This is a genomic window from Dokdonella soli (genome assembly GCF_039523175.1).
GTDB lineage: Bacteria > Pseudomonadota > Gammaproteobacteria > Xanthomonadales > Rhodanobacteraceae > Dokdonella_A > Dokdonella_A soli.
In genome coordinates, this window is record NZ_BAAAEU010000015.1 from 58,096 (window position 1) to 79,789 (window position 21,694).

The 21,694-nt window shown below is 67.5% G+C and carries 16 protein-coding genes; 9 read left to right on the forward strand and 7 right to left on the reverse strand.

The window, feature by feature from the left end; all coding sequences use genetic code 11:
* Nucleotides 1-26 precede the first annotated feature (26 nt).
* Nucleotides 27-1,808 (forward strand): CocE/NonD family hydrolase, encoded by a 1,782-nt coding sequence (locus tag ABD002_RS12360; protein ID WP_343791519.1) that lies wholly within the window; start codon nt 27-29, stop codon nt 1,806-1,808.
* A gap of 76 nt (nt 1,809-1,884) precedes the next feature.
* Here the strand turns inward: ABD002_RS12360 and ABD002_RS12365 are convergent, their stop codons facing one another.
* The 4 genes from ABD002_RS12365 to ABD002_RS12380 all read right to left on the reverse strand — a co-directional run bounded on the left by ABD002_RS12365 (nt 1,885) and on the right by ABD002_RS12380 (nt 6,408).
* Complete coding sequence (locus ABD002_RS12365) at nt 1,885-2,886, reverse strand: lysylphosphatidylglycerol synthase transmembrane domain-containing protein (protein WP_343791521.1); 1,002 nt, start codon at nt 2,884-2,886, stop codon at nt 1,885-1,887.
* Nucleotides 2,883-3,620: an N-acetylglucosaminyl phosphatidylglycerol deacetylase gene (gpgD, locus tag ABD002_RS12370; RefSeq protein ID WP_343791523.1), complete on the reverse strand. Its 738-nt coding sequence runs from the start codon at nt 3,618-3,620 to the stop codon at nt 2,883-2,885. Before gpgD ends, ABD002_RS12365 begins: the two co-directional genes overlap by 4 nt.
* Nucleotides 3,617-4,762 (reverse strand): glycosyltransferase, encoded by a 1,146-nt coding sequence (locus tag ABD002_RS12375; protein ID WP_343791525.1) that lies wholly within the window; start codon nt 4,760-4,762, stop codon nt 3,617-3,619. Before ABD002_RS12375 ends, gpgD begins: the two co-directional genes overlap by 4 nt.
* Before the next feature lie 95 nt (nt 4,763-4,857).
* On the reverse strand, nt 4,858-6,408 hold the full coding sequence (locus ABD002_RS12380; RefSeq protein WP_343791527.1) for an alkaline phosphatase D family protein: 1,551 nt from the start codon (nt 6,406-6,408) through the stop codon (nt 4,858-4,860).
* Nucleotides 6,409-6,590: 182 nt separating this feature from the next.
* Between ABD002_RS12380 and ABD002_RS12385 the strand changes: the two genes are divergently transcribed.
* The 5 genes from ABD002_RS12385 to ABD002_RS12405 all read left to right on the forward strand — a co-directional run bounded on the left by ABD002_RS12385 (nt 6,591) and on the right by ABD002_RS12405 (nt 12,785).
* Complete coding sequence (locus tag ABD002_RS12385) at nt 6,591-7,112, forward strand: formate dehydrogenase subunit gamma (RefSeq protein ID WP_343791529.1); 522 nt, start codon at nt 6,591-6,593, stop codon at nt 7,110-7,112.
* Entirely contained in the window at nt 7,109-8,653 is a 1,545-nt protein-coding gene (locus tag ABD002_RS12390) for a formate dehydrogenase beta subunit (protein WP_343791531.1), read from the forward strand. Before ABD002_RS12385 ends, ABD002_RS12390 begins: the two co-directional genes overlap by 4 nt.
* Nucleotides 8,654-8,729: 76 nt before the next feature.
* Nucleotides 8,730-11,705, forward strand: coding sequence for a formate dehydrogenase subunit alpha (gene fdhF, locus ABD002_RS12395; RefSeq protein ID WP_343791533.1), 2,976 nt, complete (start codon nt 8,730-8,732; stop codon nt 11,703-11,705).
* Nucleotide 11,706: 1 nt separating this feature from the next.
* Nucleotides 11,707-12,555, forward strand: coding sequence for a formate dehydrogenase accessory sulfurtransferase FdhD (gene fdhD, locus ABD002_RS12400; RefSeq protein ID WP_343791534.1), 849 nt, complete (start codon nt 11,707-11,709; stop codon nt 12,553-12,555).
* Nucleotides 12,552-12,785 carry a formate dehydrogenase subunit delta gene (locus ABD002_RS12405; RefSeq protein ID WP_343791536.1) on the forward strand — a complete coding sequence of 78 codons (234 nt, stop codon included), beginning with the start codon at nt 12,552-12,554 and terminating at the stop codon, nt 12,783-12,785. The genes fdhD and ABD002_RS12405 overlap by 4 nt, the downstream gene beginning before the upstream one ends.
* A 21-nt stretch (nt 12,786-12,806) precedes the next feature.
* Here the strand turns inward: ABD002_RS12405 and ABD002_RS12410 are convergent, their stop codons facing one another.
* On the reverse strand, nt 12,807-13,697 hold the full coding sequence (locus tag ABD002_RS12410) for a CE1 family esterase (protein ID WP_343791538.1): 891 nt from the start codon (nt 13,695-13,697) through the stop codon (nt 12,807-12,809).
* Between the two features lie 236 nt (nt 13,698-13,933).
* Here ABD002_RS12410 and ABD002_RS12415 point away from each other — a divergent pair, with 236 nt between their 5' ends.
* Nucleotides 13,934-15,271, forward strand: a complete 1,338-nt coding sequence (locus ABD002_RS12415; RefSeq protein WP_343791540.1) for an OmpP1/FadL family transporter — start codon at nt 13,934-13,936, stop codon at nt 15,269-15,271.
* A gap of 103 nt (nt 15,272-15,374) precedes the next feature.
* Here the strand turns inward: ABD002_RS12415 and ABD002_RS12420 are convergent, their stop codons facing one another.
* Nucleotides 15,375-15,995 (reverse strand): CGNR zinc finger domain-containing protein, encoded by a 621-nt coding sequence (locus tag ABD002_RS12420; protein ID WP_343791541.1) that lies wholly within the window; start codon nt 15,993-15,995, stop codon nt 15,375-15,377.
* 93 nt (nt 15,996-16,088) lie between these two features.
* On the opposite strand from ABD002_RS12420, the gene ABD002_RS12425 reads away from it, so the two are divergent.
* Complete coding sequence (locus tag ABD002_RS12425; protein ID WP_343791543.1) at nt 16,089-17,144, forward strand: arginase family protein; 1,056 nt, start codon at nt 16,089-16,091, stop codon at nt 17,142-17,144.
* A gap of 56 nt (nt 17,145-17,200) precedes the next feature.
* A complete protein-coding gene (locus tag ABD002_RS12430; RefSeq protein ID WP_343791545.1) occupies nt 17,201-18,229 on the forward strand; it encodes a TolB family protein in 1,029 nt (342 codons plus the stop codon).
* A 33-nt stretch (nt 18,230-18,262) separates the two neighbouring features.
* Here the strand turns inward: ABD002_RS12430 and putA are convergent, their stop codons facing one another.
* Entirely contained in the window at nt 18,263-21,445 is a 3,183-nt protein-coding gene (gene putA, locus ABD002_RS12435; protein ID WP_343791547.1) for a bifunctional proline dehydrogenase/L-glutamate gamma-semialdehyde dehydrogenase PutA, read from the reverse strand.
* Nucleotides 21,446-21,694 lie beyond the last annotated feature (249 nt).

Consider the following 21,694-nt stretch of genomic DNA (forward strand, 5'->3'; position numbering starts at 1 on the left):
GGGCGGGATCGCAGGTATCGAAGTGGATGTGCTGGGCGGTCGTGTTCGTGCTCGCTGCGAGCAACGCCATCGGCACCGAGGTCGCCAGACCCGAACCGGCGCTCGCGGATTTCCAATGGGGTACGAAGATACCGCTGCGCGACGGCGTGGAGTTGCAGGCCATGCTGTATCGCCCGGCCGGGCAGTCGTCGCCGCTGCCGTGCCTGCTCACGCTCACGCCGTACACCGCGCAGGCCGAACACGAGGCGGCTGCGCACTTCGCCACGCACGGCTACGTGTTCGCCGCGGTCGACGTGCGCGGCCGCGGCAATTCCGGCGGCGAGTTCAGCCCGTTCCGGCAGGAAGCGCAGGACGGTTACGACGCGGTCGAATGGCTTGCACGGCAACCCTACTGCAATGGCCGCGTCGGCATGTGGGGCGCGTCCTACCTCGGCTACACCCAATGGGCGACGGCCAAGGAATCTCCGCCGCATCTGGCCAGCATCGCGCCGACCGCGCCGGTCCAGCCTGGATTGGACTTCCCCCTGCGCAGCAACATGTTCCGCCCTTACGCGATGCGCTGGCTGACCTTCGTGAGCGGACACACGGCGCAGGAAACCATGTTCGGCGATCTGGCCTGGTGGGCGCGCCGGTTCCGCCAGGGCTTCGATGCGCACGCACCGATGGTGACGCTCGATGTACGGCTCGGCAATCCATCACCGATCTTTCGAGAGTGGGTCGCGCATCCGCATCAGGACGCGTACTGGGACAGCCTGCGTCCGACCGAACAGCAATACGCGCGCATGGATCTGCCGATCCTGACCATCACCGGCCAGTACGACGCCGATCAGCCCGGCGCCCTGGCCTACTATCGCTCGCACAGGGCGCATGCGTCGGCGCCGGCGAGATCCAGGCACTATCTCGTCATCGGCCCCTGGGATCACGCCGGCACCGCGGAACCGCGCGCGCAGATACGCGGCCTGACCTTCGGCCCGCGCAGCCTGGTCGACATGAACGCGCTGCATCGGGAGTGGTACGACTGGACGCTGAAGAACGGTCCCAAGCCGGCCTTCCTCGAGAAGCCGGTCGCGTACTACGTCGCCGGGCTGGAGCAGTGGCGCCACGCGGATTCGCTGGAGGCGATCACCGGAGCGCAGCGCGTGCTCTATCTTGCTTCCGGCGGCGGGCGTGCCAATGGCGCGTTCGCGTCCGGCGATCTGGTCGCGGACGCTTCCGTGGTGCGCGGTGGCAGCGATCGTTATCGCTACGATCCGCTCGACGTCAGCAGCGCCGACGTCGACGTCGTGGAGGCAACGGACCGGGAACTGATCGACCAGCGGCGCGTGCTCGCCGATCGCGGCAAACATCTGGTCTATCACAGCGAACCGTTCGCCGAGGACACCGAAATTTCGGGTTTCTTCAAGCTCGATGCCTGGATCGCGATCGACCAGGCGGATACCGACTTCGCCGTCGGCATCTACGCCATCGCGCCCGACGGCAGCAGCGTGCTGTTGAGTTCCGACCGTCTGCGCGCGCGCTATCGCGAAAGTGCGCGCGAAGCCCGGTTCGCTGTCCCCGGCAAGATCGAGCGCTACACATTCGACGGCTTCACGTTCACCTCGCGCGTGTTGGGCAAAGGCAGCCGCCTGCGTACGGTGATCGGGCCGGTCAATTCGCTGCACGCGGAAAAGAACTACAACAGCGGCGGCATCGTCGCCGAAGAATCCGGCAAGGACGCGCGAACGGTCACGGTGAACCTGTATCACGACCGCGAGCACGCGAGCGCGTTGTACGTGCCGCTGGCGCGATCCGTCGCCGACGCCAGATAGGACGCAGGCAGGCAGATCGGGTACTGCGATTCGAGCGGCTCCCTGTCGAGTGCCGTGGTTGCAATGCGCGGCAAGGTCAGGCTTCGGACGCGGCCACCGTCGGTACCGCGACGTGGCGGCGATCGCAGGCGAGCGCGATCGCGCCGAGCAGCAGCACCGTGTGGAACGTCGCCAGACGCCACAGCAGCAAGGCCGGCGCGAGCACGGCGAGCGGCGCCCACGGCGACAGCGCGGCCGCGAGCGCGACGTCGCCACCGCCGATGCCGGCCGGTACGCCGGTCCATTGCGCCGCGTGCAGCGCGACCGATTGCGCCACGAACACCAGGCCGAACGGCAATGCATGACCCAGCGCAGCGAGCGCGAACCAGAGCACGCCATAGCGCGCGACCCACTGCGCGGCCACGGCAAGCACGAGAGCCAGCGTGACCAGCGGCGAGCCGTTGCGCAATCGTGAGAGATCCGCAAGCACGCCCATGCAGAACGCGCGCAGGGGTTCGCGCCGCTCGCGCAGCCAACGCAGGCGCAGCAGCTGGCCGCGCAGCGGCGGCCACCAGCGCGCGCGCAGTCGCCATGCGCCGGCAGCGGTGGCCATCGCGACCAGCACGATCCCCGCCGGCAACCATGCGAACGCATGCCAGGCGGCCGGCACCGCATTGCCGAGGTCGAACACGCAGGCCAGCGGCAGCGCCAGCGCGAAGAACAGCGAGTCGAGCGCCTGGTCGGCTGCGGACAGCGCTACGCCGGCAGCCGCCGGCATGCCGCCGCGGCGCAGCAGCAGCACCGTGGCCGGATAGCCGCCGGCGCCGGCCGGCGTGGCCTGGAACGCGGCGTCGCTGGCAAATGCGGTGATCAGCGCGCGGCCGACGCCGACGCGATGGCCGAGCCGCATCGCCAGCACGCGCAGCTTGATCGCGCGCGCGACCGCGCTGGCGATCACCAGAGCGCCGAGCGCCACCGCGTCGATGCGCGGAATCGAAGCCGTTGCCGCCAGCGCCCCACGGCCACCGAGAGCAAGCGGAACGATAATGCCGGCAGCGACCGCCGCCGCCCCGGCCAGCCAGAGCAATGGGCGCTTCACGTGAGGCCCAGCGCGGCGGATTTGGTCAGCGCGGTGCGCCCCGCGAGTGCCTGGCGCAGCACACCGCGCCAGGCGTCGAGGATATCCGGATGCAGCGCATCCGCCGGATGCAAGGCGAGGCGCAGCAGCGGCGTGTCCGCGGTGAGTGCAGGCGCTGCCGCCAGCCAGCGCCGGCTGCTCCAGCGTCGCCACGCACTGCGCACCGACGCGGAAATCGCCGGTGCCGGATGGCGCCGCCCATCCGCTGTCGTCTCCAAGTACCTATGCGTGCTCGTGTAGCGAAGCGCCGAGGCACGCAGCGCGGCGCGTGCGCCGCGGCCGAGCAGCCAGGCCGGCGCGACGAAGCCGCGCGCGTTCCAGCCGAGTCGGCCGAACAGTTCGAGGCCCGAGGCGAGGCGCGCCGCGGCCTGCTCCTGCGCGAGCGCGGCGAATTCACCCTCGCCCGCGGTGAGCAGGCGCCGGCGCATCCATTGCGCTGGGTGGCGCGTCGGCGGCGCGTCGTCGAGATGAAAATAGCCATGCAGGGCGACTTCGTCGCCACGCGCAATGCGCGCGTCGATGCCGCTCCTGAAGCCGGTGTCGGTATCGACACGGCCGCGATGGTGGTAGTCGGGTACGACCAACAGGGTCAGCGGCGGTGCGTCGAACTCGTCCAGCAGCGCGAGCAGGCGCATGCACTGCGGCCAGGTCGCCGGTGCGACGTCGTGGATCGCGATGCACAGGCGACGTGTCACGACGCCTCGACGACTTCGCGAGATGGCGCGTCGATCGCGGCGCTCGGCGCGTGCGCATGCACGAGATCCGTGTAGCGCTGCAGCTGGCAGGACAAGGTGCGTTCCCAGAGGTAACTGCCCTGCACGCGTTCGCGCGCGCACGCGCCCATCGTGACGCGGTCGCGCCCGTAGAGCCTGCGCACCGCGTCGGCGAGCGAGGCCGCGTCATCGGGTTCGGCGACCTCGCCGACGTCGGCGCCGACCAGCTCGGTGATCGCGCCGGCGCGCACCGCGACGACCGGACGTGCACAGGCCATCGCCTCGATCACGATCATGCCGAAGGTCTCGTGGCGGCCGGCGTGGATCAGCGCATCGCAGCTTGCGAGCAGACGGGCGAGGCCGATGCTGTCCTGCTGGTACGGCAGCATCGTCGCATTCGCGGTCAACGGCTCGTGGCGTTCGCCGCCGACCAGCAGCAGATGATACGGCGCGCCGAGCCGCTCGAACGTTTTCAGCAGCAGCGGGATCTCCTTCTCGCGCGCCATGCGGCCGGCGAACACGAGCAGGCGCGTGTCATCGGCGAGACCGAGTTCGCGGCGCAACCCGGGATCGGTGCGGCGTGGATGGAACGCTTCGCCATCGACGCCGAGCGGCTGCACCGCGATATTCGCGACGCCGAGATCGGTGAGGCGTTCGGCAATCAGGCGGCTCGGCGCGAACACGCAGTCGAAGCGGCGATACAGGTTGCGCAGGTAGATGCCCGCGGCGCGCCCGATGCTCGGCGCGAAGCGGTCGCCGAACAGTCGCGCGAGATCGGAATGCGCGAACGCGACTGCCGGCACACCGAGCCGCTCGGCGACGCCAAGCGCGATCCAGGCGAGATGATAGGGATCGGCGACTTCGATCAGGTCCGGCTTCAGTCCCTGCAGCGTCGCCGCCCATTCGCGCACATGCAGCGGCAGCCGGTAGCCGCCACCGAACGGAATGCGCGGACTCGCCAGCTCGATCAGGCCGGGTGCAGGCGCGCCGGTGTGCGGGCCCGGCACGAGCAGCGTGTGCCGCACGTCCGTGCGCGTGGCGAAATGGCGCTGCTTGGCGAGCAGGTAGCGCTTGACGCCGCCACTGTGCGGCGCGAAGAACAGGGTCACGTCGACGATGTGCATCGTTGAGCCAGCGGCGGAGCGGATTTGCACCGGTTATCGCAGCACTTAGCCGGCCGTGCGTTACCGGCGTATGACGGTCGTCGCCGGCGCTTCGTTCACACCTGCACGCCGGCGCGCCCGTTTTCCACGTGCAGGGTGAGCAAGGTGCGCGCCGAGGAGTGCGGATCGCCGACGTCGTCGACGATGCGCAGGTCGCTGCGCCAGAGCTGCGGGGTGATCTCGCAGCGCAGGTAGCCGCGCCAGCGGCTCTCGAAATAGCGGATGTGCGGATTCAGCGGCAGGTGGCGTGCGCGCTCCGCATAGTCGTCGCCTTCCGCGCTGATCGAGGTGCCGACGAATTCGCTCGCAATGGCCGGGCTGTCCGCATCGCGGAAATCGGCCCTGAGGTCCGCTGCGTAGAACGCGTGCATGTCGCCACCGAGCGTGACCACGTTCGGAACCTGGCGCGCGGCGATGAAGCCGAGCAGTTCGGCGCGCGCGCCGGCGTAGCCGTCCCAGCCGTCGGTCCAGACCAGCTCGCAGTCGTCGTCACCGCGCGACACGAAGGGTGCGATCAGGGTCTGCTGAGCGATCACGTTCCAGCGCGCATCGCTGCCGGCGAGCTTGTCTTCGAGCCAGCGCTGCTGCGTCGCGCCGAGCATCGTCTGCGCGGGTGACCAGCGTTGCGCGCAGTCGTCGACCATCTCGCCGCGCTCGGAGCAGGCGTGAGCGGAGCGGTACTGGCGATCGTCGAGCAGGCTGATCGCGGCGAGGTCGCCGAAGTGGAAATCGCGGTACAGCGGCATCCCGCCCGCGTTCGGCCGATGCCGCGCGCGCAGCGGCATGTGCTCGTAGTACGCGCGGTACGCAGCGGCGCGGCGCGCCGCGAACTGCGGCGCCGGTTCGCCGTAGTGGGAGACGAGGCCGGCGTAGTCGTTCGACACGTCGTGGTCGTCCCAGGTGACCAGCCACGGATAGGCCGCGTGCGCGCGCTGCAGGTCCGGATCGGACTTGTAGCAGGCATGACGATTGCGGTAGTCGGCCAGCGTTTCCGCGCCGCGTGCGGACTCGTGGCGGCGCAGCTGCGCTCCCCACGAACCTTCGTAGATGTAGTCGCCGACGTGCAAGACCAGATCGAGATCGTCACCGAGCATGTGCCGGTACGCGGCGAAATAGCCATGTTCGTAATGCTGGCACGAGGCCACCGCGAGGCGTAGGCGCGCGGCCGCGGCGCCGCCGGCAGGCAGGGTGCGCGTGCGGCCGGTCGCGCTGGCTTCTCCACCGCAGCGAAACTGGTACCAGTACCAGCGGTCGGCGTCGAGGCCGTCGACCTCGATGTGCACCGAATGCGCCCAGTCCGCGCGCGCGACCGCGGTGCCGCGACGCACGACGCGCGCGAACCGCTCGTCTTCGGCGACGAGCCATTCGACCGCGATGTCGTGGGGCGGCAGGAACGCGGCGTCGCTGCGCTCCGGAGCGATGCGCGTCCACAGCACGAAGCCATCGGAGGACGGATCGCCGGAGGCGACGCCGAGCGCGAACGGATACGCGTCGAAACGCGGCCGCGCGAGCAGGCCGCCGCCGAACGCGACGCCAAGCGCGCTGGCGCTGCCCAGCAGGAATTGTCGCCGCGACCAGCCGTCGCGGTTGCGCGTCGCGTTCTGCATGCGCCAGCGGATCCGGGGATGGCGGCGACCAGCATCGCGATCCTGCATGGCAGCACGATGGCTCGCGCGTTGCGGATTGAAGTCAGCGGTCGCGTGAATCGCGACGAAAAGCGCCTCGATCGCGCCTATTGTGGGCAGCGGCGGCGTGGTGCAAAGTCGATCCGACACATGAGGAATTCACGATGAAGCGAGCCATCGCCAACCCCCAGGCGCGTCCCGGCGCGAACCTCCCGCCGGCGCAGCTCGCGGCGGTGCGACGTGCGATCGACACACATTGCGAGCGCCCCGGCGCGCTGCTGCCGATCCTGCATGCCGTACAGGACGCGCTCGGTTACATCCCGCCCGGCGCGCTGCCGCTGCTCGCGCACGAACTCAACATTACACGCGCCGAAGTCCATGGCGTGGTCAGCTTCTATCACCATTTCCGCTCGACGCCGCCGGGTCGGCACATCGTGCGCCTGTGCCGCGCCGAGGCCTGCCAGGCGCTGGGCGCTCGCTCGCTCGAGCGCCATGCGAAGCAGGTGCTCGGCATCGATTTCCACGAGACGACGCGTGACGGCGCGATCACGCTGGAGCCGGTCTACTGCTTGGGCAACTGCGGCTGCGGACCTTCCGTTCTGGTCGATGCGGACGAGTTGCATGCGCGCGTGACGCCGGATGCATTCGATGCGCTGGCGCGGCGCGCGAGGGAAGTCGCGGCATGAGCGACGCGTTGAAGGTCTACGTTTCGCGCGACGCGACCGCGCTGGCGCTTGGCGCCGATGCGACTGCGAACGCGATCGCGGCGGAAGCGCGCGCGCGCGGCCTCGCGGCCGAGATCGTGCGCACGGGTTCGCGCGGGATGTTCTGGGTCGAGCCGTTGGTCGAGATCGCGACGCCGGCCCGGCGCGTCGCCTACGGTCCGGTCCGCGCGACCGACGTGCCGGCGTTGTTCGACGCCGGCTTCGCGACCGGCAGCGCGCACGCACTGAAGCTCGGAGCGGTCGACGAGATTCCGTTCTTCAGCAAGCAGGACCGCCTGACCTTTGCACGCGTCGGCATCACCGATCCACTCAGCGTCGCCGACTATGTCGCGCAGGGTGGTTTCCGCGGGCTCGCGCAGGCGCTGTCGATGGCGCCTGCGAATATCGTTGCGGCGGTCACGGACTCGGGCCTGCGCGGACGTGGCGGCGCGGCGTTTCCGACCGGGATCAAGTGGAAGACGGTCCACGATACCGACGCGATGCAGAAGTACATCGTCTGCAACGCGGACGAGGGCGATTCCGGCACGTTTTCCGACCGCATGCTGATGGAAGGCGATCCGCTGTGCCTGATCGAAGGCATGACGATCGCCGGTCTGGCGGTCGGCGCGACCCAGGGCTACATCTATCTGCGCAGCGAATATCCGCACGCGCATCGTGCGCTGGATGCGGCGATCGCGAACGCATACGCGGCCGGGTACCTCGGTGCGGACATCAGGAACAGCGCGCGCCGCTTCGATCTCGAGGTCCGCCTCGGCGCCGGCGCGTACATCTGCGGCGAGGAAACCTCCCTGCTCGACAGTCTCGAAGGCAAGCGCGGCCAGGTGCGCTTCAAGCCGCCGTTGCCGGCGGTCAAGGGCCTGTTCGGCCAGCCGACCGTGATCAACAACGTGATCTCGTTCGCGTCGGTGCCGATCATCCTCGACAAGGGTGCCGCGTTCTACCGCGACTACGGCATCGGCCGCTCGCGCGGCACGTTGCCAATCCAGCTCGCCGGCAACCTCAAGCACACCGGACTGGTCGAGAGTGCGTTCGGCGTGACCTTGCGTGAATTGCTCTATGACTACGGTGGCGGCTCGTACTCAGGACGGCCGATCCGTACGGTGCAGGTCGGGGGCCCGCTCGGCGCCTACCTGCCCGAATCGCAATTCGATACGCCGATCGACTACGAGGCGTTCGCGGCGATCGGCGCGATGCTCGGCCACGGCGGCATCGTCGCGTTCGATGACAGCGTCGACATGTTCGAACAGGCGCGCTATGCGATGGAATTCTGCGCAGTCGAATCCTGCGGCAAGTGCACGCCCTGCCGGATCGGCTCGACGCGCGGTGTAGAAGTGCTCGATCGCATCCGCGCCGGCATCGAGCGTGACAAGAACTTCGCGCTGCTGAAAGACCTGTGCGAGACGCTGCGCTTCGGTTCGCTGTGTGCGCTCGGTGGGCTGACACCGGATCCGGTGCGCAGCGCGCTGGAGCATTTTCCGGAAGACTTCGCGGTGCGCGCATGAGCATGTTCGCTCCCTTTTTGCTTCGCCGGAATGACGACGAGTTGTCGCGCGCCGTCATCGCGCGCCGGAGGTTGAAATGCGTTCGATAGCCGAAACCGATCTGGGCACGCCGATCTCGGTCGCGCGGGAGCAGGTCGCGCTGACCATCGATGGCCGCGACGTCAGCGTACCGGCCGGCACCTCGGTGCTGCGCGCGGCGGCGGAAATCGGCATCCAGATCCCGAAGCTGTGCGCGACCGAGCTGCTCGACGCGTTCGGCTCGTGCCGGCTCTGCCTCGTGCAGATCGACGGCATGAAGGGTTATCTGGCTTCGTGCACGACGCCCGTCGCAGCCGGCATGCAGGTGACCACGCAGAACGCGAAACTCGCCGAATTGCGCCGCGGCGTGATGGAACTCTACCTGTCCGACTACCCACTGGACGATGCGCCAGCCGCGCGCACCGAGTTCGAAGCGATGGCCGAGATGGTCGGCGTGCACGAGGTCCGCTACGGTTTTCATGGGGCAAACCATGTGCGCCCGGAGGAAATCGAGAAGCGCGACCAGGAAAGGCCGCTTCTTGATTCTCGCGATCAGGGACGATCGCATGAATACACCAGCAATCCGTTGTTTCGTGCGAAGGACGAATCCAACCCGTATTTCACGTTCGATCCGGCCGCGTGCATCGTCTGCTCGCGCTGCGTGCGCGCCTGCGACGAACAGCAGGGCACGCTGGCGCTGACGATCCAGGGCCGCGGTTTCCAGTCCAGCGTTGCGGCGAGCCAGGACGAGGCGTTCCTCGACTCCGAATGCGTGTCCTGCGGCGCCTGCGTGCAGGCCTGTCCGACCTCGGCGCTCACCGAGAAATCGCTGATCGCGATGGGTCAGGCCGAACACAGCGTGGTCACGACCTGCGCCTACTGCGGCGTGGGCTGCTCGTTCCGCGCCGAGATGAAGGGCGAGCAGCTGGTGCGCATGGTGCCGAACAAGGACGGCCACGCGAACCACGGCCATTCCTGCGTCAAGGGCCGTTTCGCGACCGGTTATGCGACGCATCCGGACCGCATCCTGAAGCCGATGGTCCGCGCGAAGATCTCCGATCCATGGCGCGAGGTATCGTGGGAGGAGGCGATCAACCATGCCGCTTCCGAATTCAGGCGCATCCAGGCGAAGTACGGCCGCGATTCGATCGGCGGCATCACCTCGTCGCGCTGCACGAACGAGGAAACCTATCTGGTGCAGAAACTCGTGCGGGCCGGCTTCGGCAACAACAACGTCGACACCTGCGCGCGCGTCTGCCATTCGCCGACCGGCTACGGGCTCAAGAACACGCTCGGCGAATCGGCCGGCACGCAGAACTTCGATTCGGTGATGAAGGCCGATGTGATCCTGGTGATCGGCGCGAATCCGACCGACGCGCATCCGGTGTTCGCCTCACAGATGAAGCGTCGGCTGCGCCAGGGAAATGGACACGATCGTGCGCGTCTGATCATTGCCGATCCGCGCCGCATCGAGCTGGTGCGCACGCCGCACGTCGAGGCTGATTTTCACTTGAAGCTGCGGCCCGGCACCAACGTCGCGCTGCTGAACTCGCTTGCGCATGTCGTGGTCAGCGAAGGCCTGGTCGCCGAGGAGTTCGTGCGTGAGCGCTGCGAGCCGGAAGCGTTCGCGCGCTGGCGCGCGTTCGTAGCCCAGCAACGCAATTCGCCGGAGGCGATGGAAGCGGTGACCGGTGTGCCGGCGGCCGACGTGCGCGCGGCGGCGCGCCTGTACGCGACCGGCGGCAACGCGGCGATCTACTACGGCCTCGGCGTGACCGAGCACGCGCAGGGCTCGACCGCGGTGATGGCGATCGCGAACCTCGCGATGGCGACCGGCAACATCGGCCGCGAGGGCGTCGGCGTGAATCCGCTGCGCGGCCAGAACAACGTGCAGGGCTCGTGCGACATGGGCTCGTTCCCGCATGAGTTCACCGCCTATCGGCACGTTTCCGACGACGCGGTGCGTGCGAGCTTCGAGCAGGCCTGGGGCGTGCACCTGCAATCGGAACCCGGCCTGCGCATCCCGAACATGTTCGAGTCCGCGCTCGACGGCGAATTCAAGGCGCTCTACATCGAGGGCGAGGACATCGCGCAGTCGGATCCGAACACGCAGCACGTGACCGCCGCGCTGACGTCGATGGAATGCATCGTCGTGCAGGACCTGTTCCTCAACGAGACCGCGAAGTTCGCGCACGTCTTCCTGCCCGGTTCCTCGTTCCTCGAGAAGGACGGCACGTTCACCAATGCCGAGCGCCGCGTGTCGCGTGTGCGCAAGGTCATGGCGCCGAGAAACTCCGATGGGAAGCGGGGTTACGCGGACTGGGAGATCACCCAACTGCTGTCGAACGCGATCGGCTATCCGATGCACTACACGCATGCGTCCGAGATCATGGACGAGATCGCGCGGCTGACGCCGACCTTCACCGGCATAAGCTTCGCGCGCATCGACGAGCTCGGCAGCATCCAGTGGCCGTGCAACGCCGAGCACCCGCAGGGCACGCCGACCATGCACGTAAACGAGTTCGTGCGCGGCAAGGGACGTTTCCTGCTCACCGAGTACGTGCCGACCACCGAGAAAGTCAACGCGAAATATCCGCTGATCCTGACCACCGGGCGCATCCTCAGCCAGTACAACGTCGGCGCGCAGACGCGGCGCACCGACAACGTGGTCTGGCACGACGAGGATCGGCTCGAGATCCACCCGCAGGACGCCGAGGACCGCGGCATCCATGACGGCGACTGGGTCGGCATCGAGAGCCGCGCCGGCGAAACCGTGCTGCGCGCGACGCTCAGCGAGCGCATGCAGCCGGGCGTCGTGTACACGACGTTCCACTTCCCGGGCTCGGGCGCGAACGTGATCACGACCGAGAACTCGGACTGGGCGACGAACTGTCCCGAGTACAAGGTGACCGCGGTCGAGGTCACGCGCGTCAGCCAGCCCTCGGAGTGGCAGAAGCGCTTCCACGCGTTCAACGAGCAGCAGCAGGAGCTGCTCGAGCAGGCGCGCGATGTCGTCGCTGCGCAGCAGGCCTGAGATGTCCACACCGACCGCCACGACGGACGATCTGCATGCCGGCTATGTACACCGGCCGATCCGGCGCTGGCGCGGCGGCGAAGTTGCGCAGTTGACCGATGCGATCGCCGAGGAGGTGCCAATCGCGCTGGTCTACAACGAACGCCCGCACGTGGTGATGATGGCGACACCGCGCGACCTCGAGGACTTCGCGCTCGGCTTCAGCCTGAGCGAGGCGGTGATCGCGCAGGCGCACGAACTCGAAGCGGTCGGGACGCAGACCCTGCTCGAAGGCATCGAGGTGCGCCTGCGCATTCCGCCGGTGTGCGCTGAGGCATTGGAAGCGCGCCGGCGCAACCTCACCGGCCGCACCGGCTGCGGCCTGTGCGGCGCGCAAGCCCTCGAGGATGCGGTGCGGCAGCCGGCACCGGTTGCCGGAGGCCCGCGGATCGACCCGGCGACACTGCAGCGCGCACTCGCGCAGCTGCACGAGCGCCAGCCGCTGAACGTCGCGACCGGCGCGACGCATGCGGCTGCCTGGGTGCGTGCGGACGGCGATGTCGCGCTGCTGCGCGAGGACGTCGGCCGCCACAACGCGCTCGACAAGCTGATCGGTGCGATGTCGCGCGCCGGCGAGGACGTGCAGCAGGGTTTCCTGATCGTCACCAGCCGCGCCAGCTATGAGATGGTGCAGAAGGCGGCGACGGTCGGCATCACGCTGCTCGCGGCGATCTCGGCGCCGACCGCGCTGGCGATTCATCTCGCCGAGGAAACCGGCCTGACCCTGATCGGCTTCGCGCGCCGCGAGGGCCACGTCGTCTACAGCCACGCGCAGCGCATGGTCGGTGCGCTGCCGGAGAGCACATCGTGAGCGTCGAGCGTCTCGTGCAGATGGCGAACGATATCGCCAACTTCTTCGCGTCGGATCCGGATCACGCGGCGGCGGTCAGCGGTGTCGCGACGCATATCCGCCGCTACTGGGAACCGCGCATGCGCCGGCAGATCCATGCGCATCTCGATGCGGGCGGGGCCGGGCTCAGCGACCTCGCGCGTGAGGCCGTGCGCCAGCTGGCCGACGCGGAACACGCGGCCGCGCGCTGAGCGATCGAAGCGGCCGGTGCATCACGGCCCGAGCGCGAACGGACACAGGTTGTTCCAGATCTCGCCGAGCTGCGCGACGGTGTAGGCATGGCCGCCGTTGAACAGCGTGTAGAACAGGTCCTGCCCGCTGACCCAGCCGCCGTTCTGGAAACGCAGCGGGTCATTGCCGGCGCCGTACTGGGTGTAGAGCCGATCGCTGTTGCCGAGATGGATGTCGACCGGGATCTTCGGCTGCGCGCCCGACAGCAAGGCGGCGCAGGTCGGCGGATACGAGCCGTTGTCCGTGCAGGCGTATTGCTCGAGCGAACCTGCGCTGACCCCGTACGCCGCGAAGAGGGTCGTGTTGTTCAGCGCAACCCCGTGTCCGAAATGGGCGCCCGCCGAGAATCCCCAGAGATATACGCGGCTTTGCTCGACGTTGTATGCCGCGAACGCGTCCGCCTGCACGGCATCGATTTCCGGTCCATCGGCTGGATCGCCCCAGCCGCCCTGGACCTGGTTGCCAACAAAGGCCACAACGATGAACCCTTGGCTGTCGGCCCAGCTCGACCAGTCGCTGCGCACCTGTTGCGCAGCGGCCGGTGCCGTCGCGGCCGATCCGCTGGCGCCGTGGAAGACGAACAGGACCGGCCATGCCTGCGCTGGCGCGTAGTTTGGTGGCAGGTGCAGGTAATAGCTGCGCGTGCCGACGCCGGTCACGTTGATCGTGCGCGTGACATTGCCGGGAAACGCGCCGCCGCTGCCGTTCGATGGATTGTGCGGAATCGGTGCAGCCGCTTCGAAGCCGTCGCGAAAGATCGGATCGGAGCCCGGGCACATCGCGCCAGGCAACCGGAATGTGCTCGCTGCCGGGATTGATCGCACGGGAGCGGCCAGGCACAGGCCAAGCAGAAGCAGGGGAAATGCACGCATCCGCGGATGATCCCTATGCGTTCGTTAAAGGGGGATTAGCGAAAGGTTGGAAGCGTTCGGTTGCAGGGCATACCGTACGTATTCGTAGGGTGGACATGTGCGAAGTGCCGCACGAGCCCGGGCGGAGCCGCGAATTGCGGCAGCGCACGATGGCCAGATCGTGGAACTTGAGGCTAAGATCGCCGGAAATTTGTTATAAACCCGCAAAGAAGCCGTTCAAGAACAAGGAGTGCCACATGCTGCGTAAACCTCGTCATAACCGGCTTCTGCCCGCGCTCGCCGCGCTTCCTCTGGCGCTGGTGGCCGCCTTGGCCGGGCAGGAAGCACGGGCCTCCGGCTTCCAATTGCAGGAAAACGACGCGGTCGGGATGGGCCGAGCGTACGCCGGCGCATCCGCAGCGCCCGGTGATTGCGCGGTCGTCGCCAACAACCCGGCGGCCATGACCGAATTCAATGTCTCGTGCCTGCAGGCCGACGTCACCGCGATCAATTTCGGCACCCACTTCCATGGCAGCGGCACCGATGCGCTCGGCCGGCCGATCAGCGGCGACAGCGGCGGAAATGGTGGCACGACCCTGCCGGTGCCGGCTTTCCACTACATCCTGCCGGTGGCCGGCCAGTTCGCGTTGGGCGCATCGCTTGACGTGCCGTACGGATTCCAGACCGAGTACAACGACCGCTGGATGGGTCGCTACCAGGCGCAGAAGACCAAGTTGCAGTCGCCGGCGCTGACCTTCGCCGGTGCGTGGAAGATTTCCGACGAGTTCTCGATCGGCGCCAGCGTGATCGCCCAGCGCACCAGCGCCACGCTGCAGCAGGCGATCAACCTCGGCACGATCCTGATGGGCCCAACCAACGGCCAGCTGCTGCCGCAGGAAGCCGATGGCCGTGGCACCCTGAAGGGCAACGACTGGGCCTGGGGCTTCGGCCTCGGTCTGTTGTGGAAGCCGACCGATGCCGACCGCATCGGCCTGAACTTCCACTCGCAGATCGACCATCACATTTCGGGCAACGCCAAATTCGAGATTCCGTCGAATGTGCTGCCGCTGTTCAATGGCGCGTTCACCAATACCAGAGGCGACACGAGCATCAACACGCCGTCGGTCACCAGCGCGAGCTGGTGGCATACGATGGATGAACGCTGGAGCTTCGGCGTCGATGTCAGCTACACGCATTGGTCGAGCTTCAAGAATCTGGTGGTCACCTACGCCAATCCGGCGCAGGCGCCCTACAACTCGCCGGCGATCTTCGATTTCAAGAGCACCTGGTACGGTTCGATCGGTGGCGACTATCGCCTGAACGACCAGTGGACCTTGCGCGGCGGCCTCGCCTACGACCAGACCCCGACCGTCGACGCGCACCGCGATCCGCGCATTCCCGACGGTTCGCGTCGCTGGCTTGCGCTCGGCGTCGGCTACAAGGTCAGCGACACGCTGCGCTTCGACGCCAGCTACGCACATCTGTTCGTCTCGAACGGCCGGGTCAATGACACCGCCGCGACCTTCGACAACCTGAACGGCTACTTCAAGAGCTACGGCAACCTCTTCGCTGTATCCGGCCAGTTCATGTTCTGACGCTTCACGTTTTGGGGAGGACCCGGCGGGTACCTTCGGGTGCCCGTCGTTTTTCGGGGGTTTGGGTGCGAGGCGCCGCCGTCAATCGCGTCGACGTCGATCGTCAGCCCGCTCTATCGCGTTGACGGCTCTGGAAACGTCGCGCCTTGGCGCCATTGCCGCACATGCGCATGCTGCACCAGCGCCGTGTGCTGTTCTTGCTGACGTCGTAGAACAGCCAGCCGCAGCCGTCCGGCGCCGGGCATTGCTTGAGGCGCGCCAAGTCGTCGCTCACCAGCAGTTCGCCGGCGGATTCGAGCGCCTGCCAGAGCGGCAGCGCGAGCGCATCGGAGTCGGCCCAGGACCAGCGCCAGCTGGGGCCCGGCACCAATCGGCGCTGCGCCAGCGCTTGTGCGAGTTCGCGATCGAGGATGTCGACATCCGTGAGCGTCGGCGCGTCACCTCGCGCAGCGGCATTCAGCACCCGATAGAGCAGATCGCGCAGGTCGCGGGCCTGTGCAAACACAGCGGCCGCGCGGCGCGGGTGCGCGCGCGCCGCCGCGGTCAGCCGCCTGGCCTGGTCTGCGCCGAGTCCGCCCTCGCAGCCGCGCATCCAGCGCACCAGGTCGATGTAGTCATGCAGGTAGTCCTGGGCATCGGAGGCGAAGTGCGAGGCGCGCGTATTGACGAAGTCCAGGCACAGACGCCCGCCGACCCGTTCGATCGCGTCGATGTCAACGTTCATGCGAATGCGCCGTAACCATCAAAATCATTTTGACAGGTTTCATATTCCAGAGCACACTAACCATCTAAATGCATTTAGATGGGTAAACGCCTCATGCCAGCCGCCGACCGCGACGCTCCTGTGGACGCCACACGCCGCCACCTCCTCGGTGCCGCGATGGCGGGAATCGCCTGCGTGGGCGCGGCGAACTGGAGTGTCGCCACGCCGCGGCCGCAACGCGGCGTCGAGATCGTCGGCGCACCGTCCAATCTCGGTTTGCGTCCATTGCGCCCTGGCCACGTTCCCGGCGCCTGGCGCACGCCGCAGGTGCTGCGCACGCATGGTCTAGCGCACCGTCTCGGCGCGGCTGATCGCGGCGACGTGCCGGCACCGGCTTACACGCCGGTACGTGATCCCGCCACCGGTTATCGCAACGGCGCGGGGCTCGTGGCGTACACGCCATTGCTCGCCCAGCAGATCGGTGCGGTGCTGGACGGCGGACGCCTCGCGCTCGTGCTGGGTGGCGATTGCAGCGTCCTGCTCGGCAGCGCATTGGCGTTGAAACGTCGCGGCCGCTACGGCTTGCTGTTCGTCGACGGCCACACCGACTTCTACTTTCCTCCCCATGCGCAGACGTCCACTGCGGCAGGCACGGATCTCGCGCTGGCCACCGGACATGGCCCGGCCGCACTGGTCGATATCGAGGCGCGTGCGCCGTATGTCCGCGAGGCAGATGCCGTCGTGTTCGGTTATCGCGACTACGGCGCACCGGATGTCGTCGATACCGAACGCTTCCTACGCGCCGCGTTCGCGCGGTATCCGCTGGAGCGTGTCCGGTCGCTCGGCACGTCGGCAGCCATGCGCGATGCCCTGCGCACGCTGGAGCGCCCGGACCTCGACGGATTCTGGATCCACGTCGACGTCGATGTACTCGACCCGGGCATCATGCCGGCGGTGGATTCGTTCGATCCGGGCGGCATGCAGTTCGCCGAACTCGAAGATGCGCTGGCGATCGCGCTCGCTTCATCGCGCGTCGTCGGCATGGAGCTGACGATCTACGATCCGGATCTCGACGCGGACGGAAAACTCGCCGAACGACTGATCGCGATACTGGAGCGGGCATTTGCGCGCGCGGGATTGATTGATGTGCGCAAGCCCGCCACCGGCTGATCGCGAACGCTGCAGGAAATTTTCAGGTCTCGCCCGCAATTCCCAAGGAGCCGCCGATGAAGAAGTTGTCGTTGCCGATCGCCGCAGCGCTGGGGCTGCTCTCAATGCTCGGTGCACCCATGAGCCTCGGGTCCACGCGCGCAGCGGACCTCGCCAGCCGACATCCCTATGCATCGGACAAGCCGATGCAGGACGCGACCGTGTTCGCTCCGGGCGTGATTTCGGGAGGCGATTTCGATTCGCACCCCGCGTTCACTCCCGATGGCAAGACGGTCTACTTCGTGCGCAGCGCGCCGAACTTCCGCTTCTGGGCGATTCTCGTCTCGCATTTCGAGCGCGGAAAATGGAGCGAGCCCGAGGTCGCGCCGTTTTCGGGGCAGTATGCCGACGCCGATCCGTTCATCACGGCCGACGGTTCGCGCTTCTTCTTCATTTCAAAACGCCCCGTTGCCGGCAAACCGCGCGAGGACACCGACATCTGGGTGATGGACAAGACCGCGACCGGCTGGAGCGAGCCGAAAAATCTCGGCGCGCCCGTCAACAGCGGCGGCGACGAGGTGTATCCGACCGTGGCACGCGATGGCACGATCTACTTCGGCTCCGACCGCAGCGGCGGGCACGGCAAGACCGATCTGTACCGTGCGCACTATGTCGATGGGCACTATGCCGAACCGGAGAATCTGGGCGATGCGATCAATACGCCGGAGGACGAATACGAACCCTGGATCGCGCCCGACCAGAGCCTGTTGATATTCATGGCCTGCGGAAGGGCCGACAGCTACGGCGGCTGCGATCTTTATCTCAGCCGCAACAAGAACGGCGCCTGGACGCCGCCAAAGAACCTCGGACCCAAGATCAATTCCGATGGCCACGAATACTCGCCGAAGATTTCGCCGGACGGCAGATATTTCTTCTGGACCAGTGCGCGCAACGGGTTTACCCACGCTCCGTTGCCGAAGCGACTCGACTATGCCGGTTTGATGCGCCTGTATCGAAGTTCGGGCAACGGCTTGTGCGACATCTTCCAGATCGACGCATCGGTGCTCGGCATCGAACCCGCCGACGTGGCGGCCTGGGCGCGATGATCTCGCCGCGCCCAGGCATGGTCGTGACGGCGACTATTCGCCCAAGGTCAGCAGCGACGCGTTGCCGCCCGCGGCGGTCGTGTTGATCGTCAGCGTGCGCTCGGTCGCGAAGCGCAGCAGGTAGTGCGGACCGCCGGCCTTCGGGCCGGTGCCCGAGAGGTTCTCGCCGCCGAACGGCTGCACGCCGACGACCGCGCCGATCTGGTTGCGATTGACGTAGCAGTTGCCGACTTTCGCGCGCCTGGCGATGTGCTCGACGGTCGCGTCGATGCGGCTGTGGATGCCGAGCGTGAGGCCGAAGCCGGTCGCATTGATCGCGTCGATGACCTGGTCCAGTTCGCTCGCCTTCCAACGCACGACATGCAGCGCGGGGCCGAACACTTCCTGGGTCAGCAACGACAGCGACGGAATCTCGTACGCGCGTGGCGCGAAGAACGTGCCGTGCTCGGTGCCGGCGACCGGCTTGGCGATGTTGATCAGCTTCGCCTCGCGGTCCATGCGCGCGGCATGGTCGTCGAGGAACTTGCAGGACGGCACGTCGATGACCGGGCCGACGTCGGTCGACAGCAGCGCCGGGTCGCCGACCACGATTTCGTTCATCGCGCCGGCCAGCATCGCGATCACCTTGTCGGCGATGTCCTCCTGCACGAACAGCACGCGCGCGGCCGAGCAGCGTTGGCCGGCGGAATCGAACGCGGAGGCGAGTACGTCCTTGACCAGTTGCTCGGGCAGCGCGGACGAATCGGCGATCAGCGCATTCTGGCCACCGGTCTCGGCGATCAGCGCCGCGATCGGCGCATTGCGCGCGGCCAGCGTGCGGTTGATCGTCCACGCGGTCTCGGTCGAACCGGTGAAACAGACGCCAGCGACGTCGGGCTTGGTCAGCAAGGTGTTGCCGATTACCGAACCCTTGGCCGGCACGAACTGCAATACCGCTTCCGGCACGCCGGCCTCGTGCAGCAGCTTCACTGCCGCGTAGCCGACCAGGGTCGTCTGATCGGCAGGTTTCGCGATCACCGCATTGCCGGAGGCGAGTCCGGCCGCGACCTGGCCCATGAAGATCGCCAGCGGGAAGTTCCACGGGCTGATGCAGACGAACACGCCGCGGCCGCGCAGGAACAGCTGGTTCGATTCGCCGGTCGGGCCGGGCAGGTTCTCGGGCTGGCCGAACAGCTTGCGCGCCATTGCCGCGTAGTAGCGGCACATGTCGGCGGCTTCGCGCACTTCCGAGATCGCGGCCGGGATGGTCTTGCCGGCTTCGCGCACGCACAGCGCGATGAACTCGCCGCGGCGCGCTTCGAGCAGGTCGGCCGCGTGTTCGAGGATCGCGCCGCGGCTGGCCGCTGGCAGCAGGTCCCAGTTGGCCTGCGCAGCGACCGCGTTGGCCAGCGCCTTCTCGATCGTCGCGGCATCCGCATTGCGGCTCTGTCCGATCACCTGGCGGCGGTCGGCCGGATTGGTCACGTCGCGCGCGGCTTCGTTGGTCGTCGCGCCCGGCACCAGCGGGGCCGCGATCCACGCGGCGTGCGGCGCGTTGACCGCGTCGGCGAGCGCTTTCAGTTCGTTGTCGTTGGCGAGATTGACGCCCATGGAGTTCTTCCTGGATACCGAATTTGAATTCTGCGCACGCACAGAATCTTCACCATACAAGCCGACCGGCAACGGAATGCGCGGATGCGGCTTGGAGGGATTGGCGCGCACCGTTTCGCACGGGTCGGCGACGAGGTCGCGGATCGACACGTTCTCGTCGACGACGCGATTGACGAACGAGGTGTTCGCACCGTTCTCGAGCAGGCGGCGCACGAGATAGGGCAGCAGGTCCTCATGGCTGCCGACCGGTGCGTAGACGCGGCACGGCACGCCGAGATTCTTCGCGCCGATCACTTCGCCATAGAGGTCCGCACCCATGCCATGCAGGCGCTGGAACTCGAATGGCCGACCCTGCGCGTGATGGTGGATCGCCGCGATCGTGTGCGCATTGTGCGTCGCGAACTGCGGGTAGATCGTGTCGCTGCCGGCCGCGAACAAACGCTTCGCGCAGCCGAGATAGGAGACATCGGTGTTCGGTTTGCGCGTGTAGACCGGATAGCCGTCGAAGCCGCCTTCCTGCGCGCGCTTGATCTCCGAATCCCAGTACGCGCCCTTGACCAGGCGCACGCACCAGCGCCGCTGCGCCTTGCGCGCGGTCTCGGCGAGCCAGTCGATCACAAACGGGCAGCGCTTCTGGTAAGCCTGCACGGCGAGGCCGAAACCGTTCCAACCGGCCAGCGACGGATCGGCGAACACCGCGCCGATCACCTCGAGCGAGAGTTCGAGACGGTCCGATTCCTCGGCGTCGACGGTCATGCCGATGCCGTTGCGCATCGCGAGCTGCGCGAGCTCGAGCAGCTTCGGCGTCAGTTCCGCATGCGCGCGGACACGCTTGGCGACTTCGTAGCGCGGGTGCAGCGCGGACAGCTTGACCGAGATTGATGGCGCGTCGAGCACGCTCACGAACGGGCCGCGCTTGCCGAGCGCCGCGATCGCGTCCTTGTAGGCGCGGTGGTAGCGCTCGGCGTCGGGCTGGGTCAGCGCGGCTTCGCCGAGCATGTCGTAGGAATAGCGGTACGCCGCGTTGCTCTTCTCGGCGGAGCGGTCCAGCGCCTCGTCGATGGTGCGACCCATCACGAACTGGTGGCCCATGATGCGCATCGCCTGGCGCACCGCGAGGCGGATCACCGGTTCGCCGGCGCGGCCGACCAGGCGCTTCAGCGCACCGGTGAAATCGCGGCGGGTGTCATCGGCGAGATTGACCAGGTGGCCGGTCAGCATCAGGCCCCAGGTCGAAGCGTTCACGAACACCGAGTCGCTGCTGCCGAGGTGCTTCTTCCAGTCCGCCTCGCCGAGCTTGTCGCGGATCAGCTTGTCGGCGGTCGCGGTATCGGGAATGCGCAGCAGCGCCTCGGCCACGCACATCAGCAGCACGCCTTCCTCGCTGCTGAGATCGTACTGGCGCATGAAGGATTCGACCGCGGTCTGTTCGCCGGCCTTGGCGCGCACGCGCGCGACCAGCTCGGACGCGCGTGCCAGCACGAGTTCGCGCTCGGCCGGCGGCAGGCTCGCCTGCGCGAGCAGTTCGTCGACGGCTTCGGTCTCGTTGCGCGACCAGGCGGCCGTGATGCGTGCCCAGGTCGGTTCGGCGGTGGGCGGCAGTTCGGGAATCAGGCGTTCGCTCAAGGCGGGTCTCGGGACGAAGGGGGCGCCGGGCGGGCCGGTCGCGCAAAGGCGCGTAGTGTAGTGAGGCGGATGGCGGGGGCCAAGGACCCGCGCGACGACGCGCGCGGAATCCCGTGCGCGGCCATCTTGCGGCGGATTGTCGCACTCCGCGGCAGGTTTTTGCCGATCGTGATTGTTGCCGCTGCCGCGCGCGGTCCACTATCATTCCCTGCTTGCGTTCCCGATAGCCTCCCGCGACTCCGATCGCGG

Coding starts and splice junctions, on each gene's coding strand:
- ABD002_RS12430 (WP_343791545.1), top strand. CDS start 17,201: ATGAAGAAGTTGTCGTTGCCGATCGCCGCAGCGCTGGGGCTGCTCTCA.
- ABD002_RS12410 (WP_343791538.1), bottom strand. CDS start 13,697: ATGCGTGCATTTCCCCTGCTTCTGCTTGGCCTGTGCCTGGCCGCTCCC.
- ABD002_RS12375 (WP_343791525.1), bottom strand. CDS start 4,762: ATGCACATCGTCGACGTGACCCTGTTCTTCGCGCCGCACAGTGGCGGC.
- ABD002_RS12380 (WP_343791527.1), bottom strand. CDS start 6,408: ATGCAGAACGCGACGCGCAACCGCGACGGCTGGTCGCGGCGACAATTC.
- fdhF (WP_343791533.1), top strand. CDS start 8,730: ATGCGTTCGATAGCCGAAACCGATCTGGGCACGCCGATCTCGGTCGCG.
- ABD002_RS12360 (WP_343791519.1), top strand. CDS start 27: ATGTGCTGGGCGGTCGTGTTCGTGCTCGCTGCGAGCAACGCCATCGGC.
- ABD002_RS12415 (WP_343791540.1), top strand. CDS start 13,934: ATGCTGCGTAAACCTCGTCATAACCGGCTTCTGCCCGCGCTCGCCGCG.
- fdhD (WP_343791534.1), top strand. CDS start 11,707: ATGTCCACACCGACCGCCACGACGGACGATCTGCATGCCGGCTATGTA.
- ABD002_RS12390 (WP_343791531.1), top strand. CDS start 7,109: ATGAGCGACGCGTTGAAGGTCTACGTTTCGCGCGACGCGACCGCGCTG.
- ABD002_RS12420 (WP_343791541.1), bottom strand. CDS start 15,995: ATGAACGTTGACATCGACGCGATCGAACGGGTCGGCGGGCGTCTGTGC.
- ABD002_RS12425 (WP_343791543.1), top strand. CDS start 16,089: ATGCCAGCCGCCGACCGCGACGCTCCTGTGGACGCCACACGCCGCCAC.
- ABD002_RS12385 (WP_343791529.1), top strand. CDS start 6,591: ATGAAGCGAGCCATCGCCAACCCCCAGGCGCGTCCCGGCGCGAACCTC.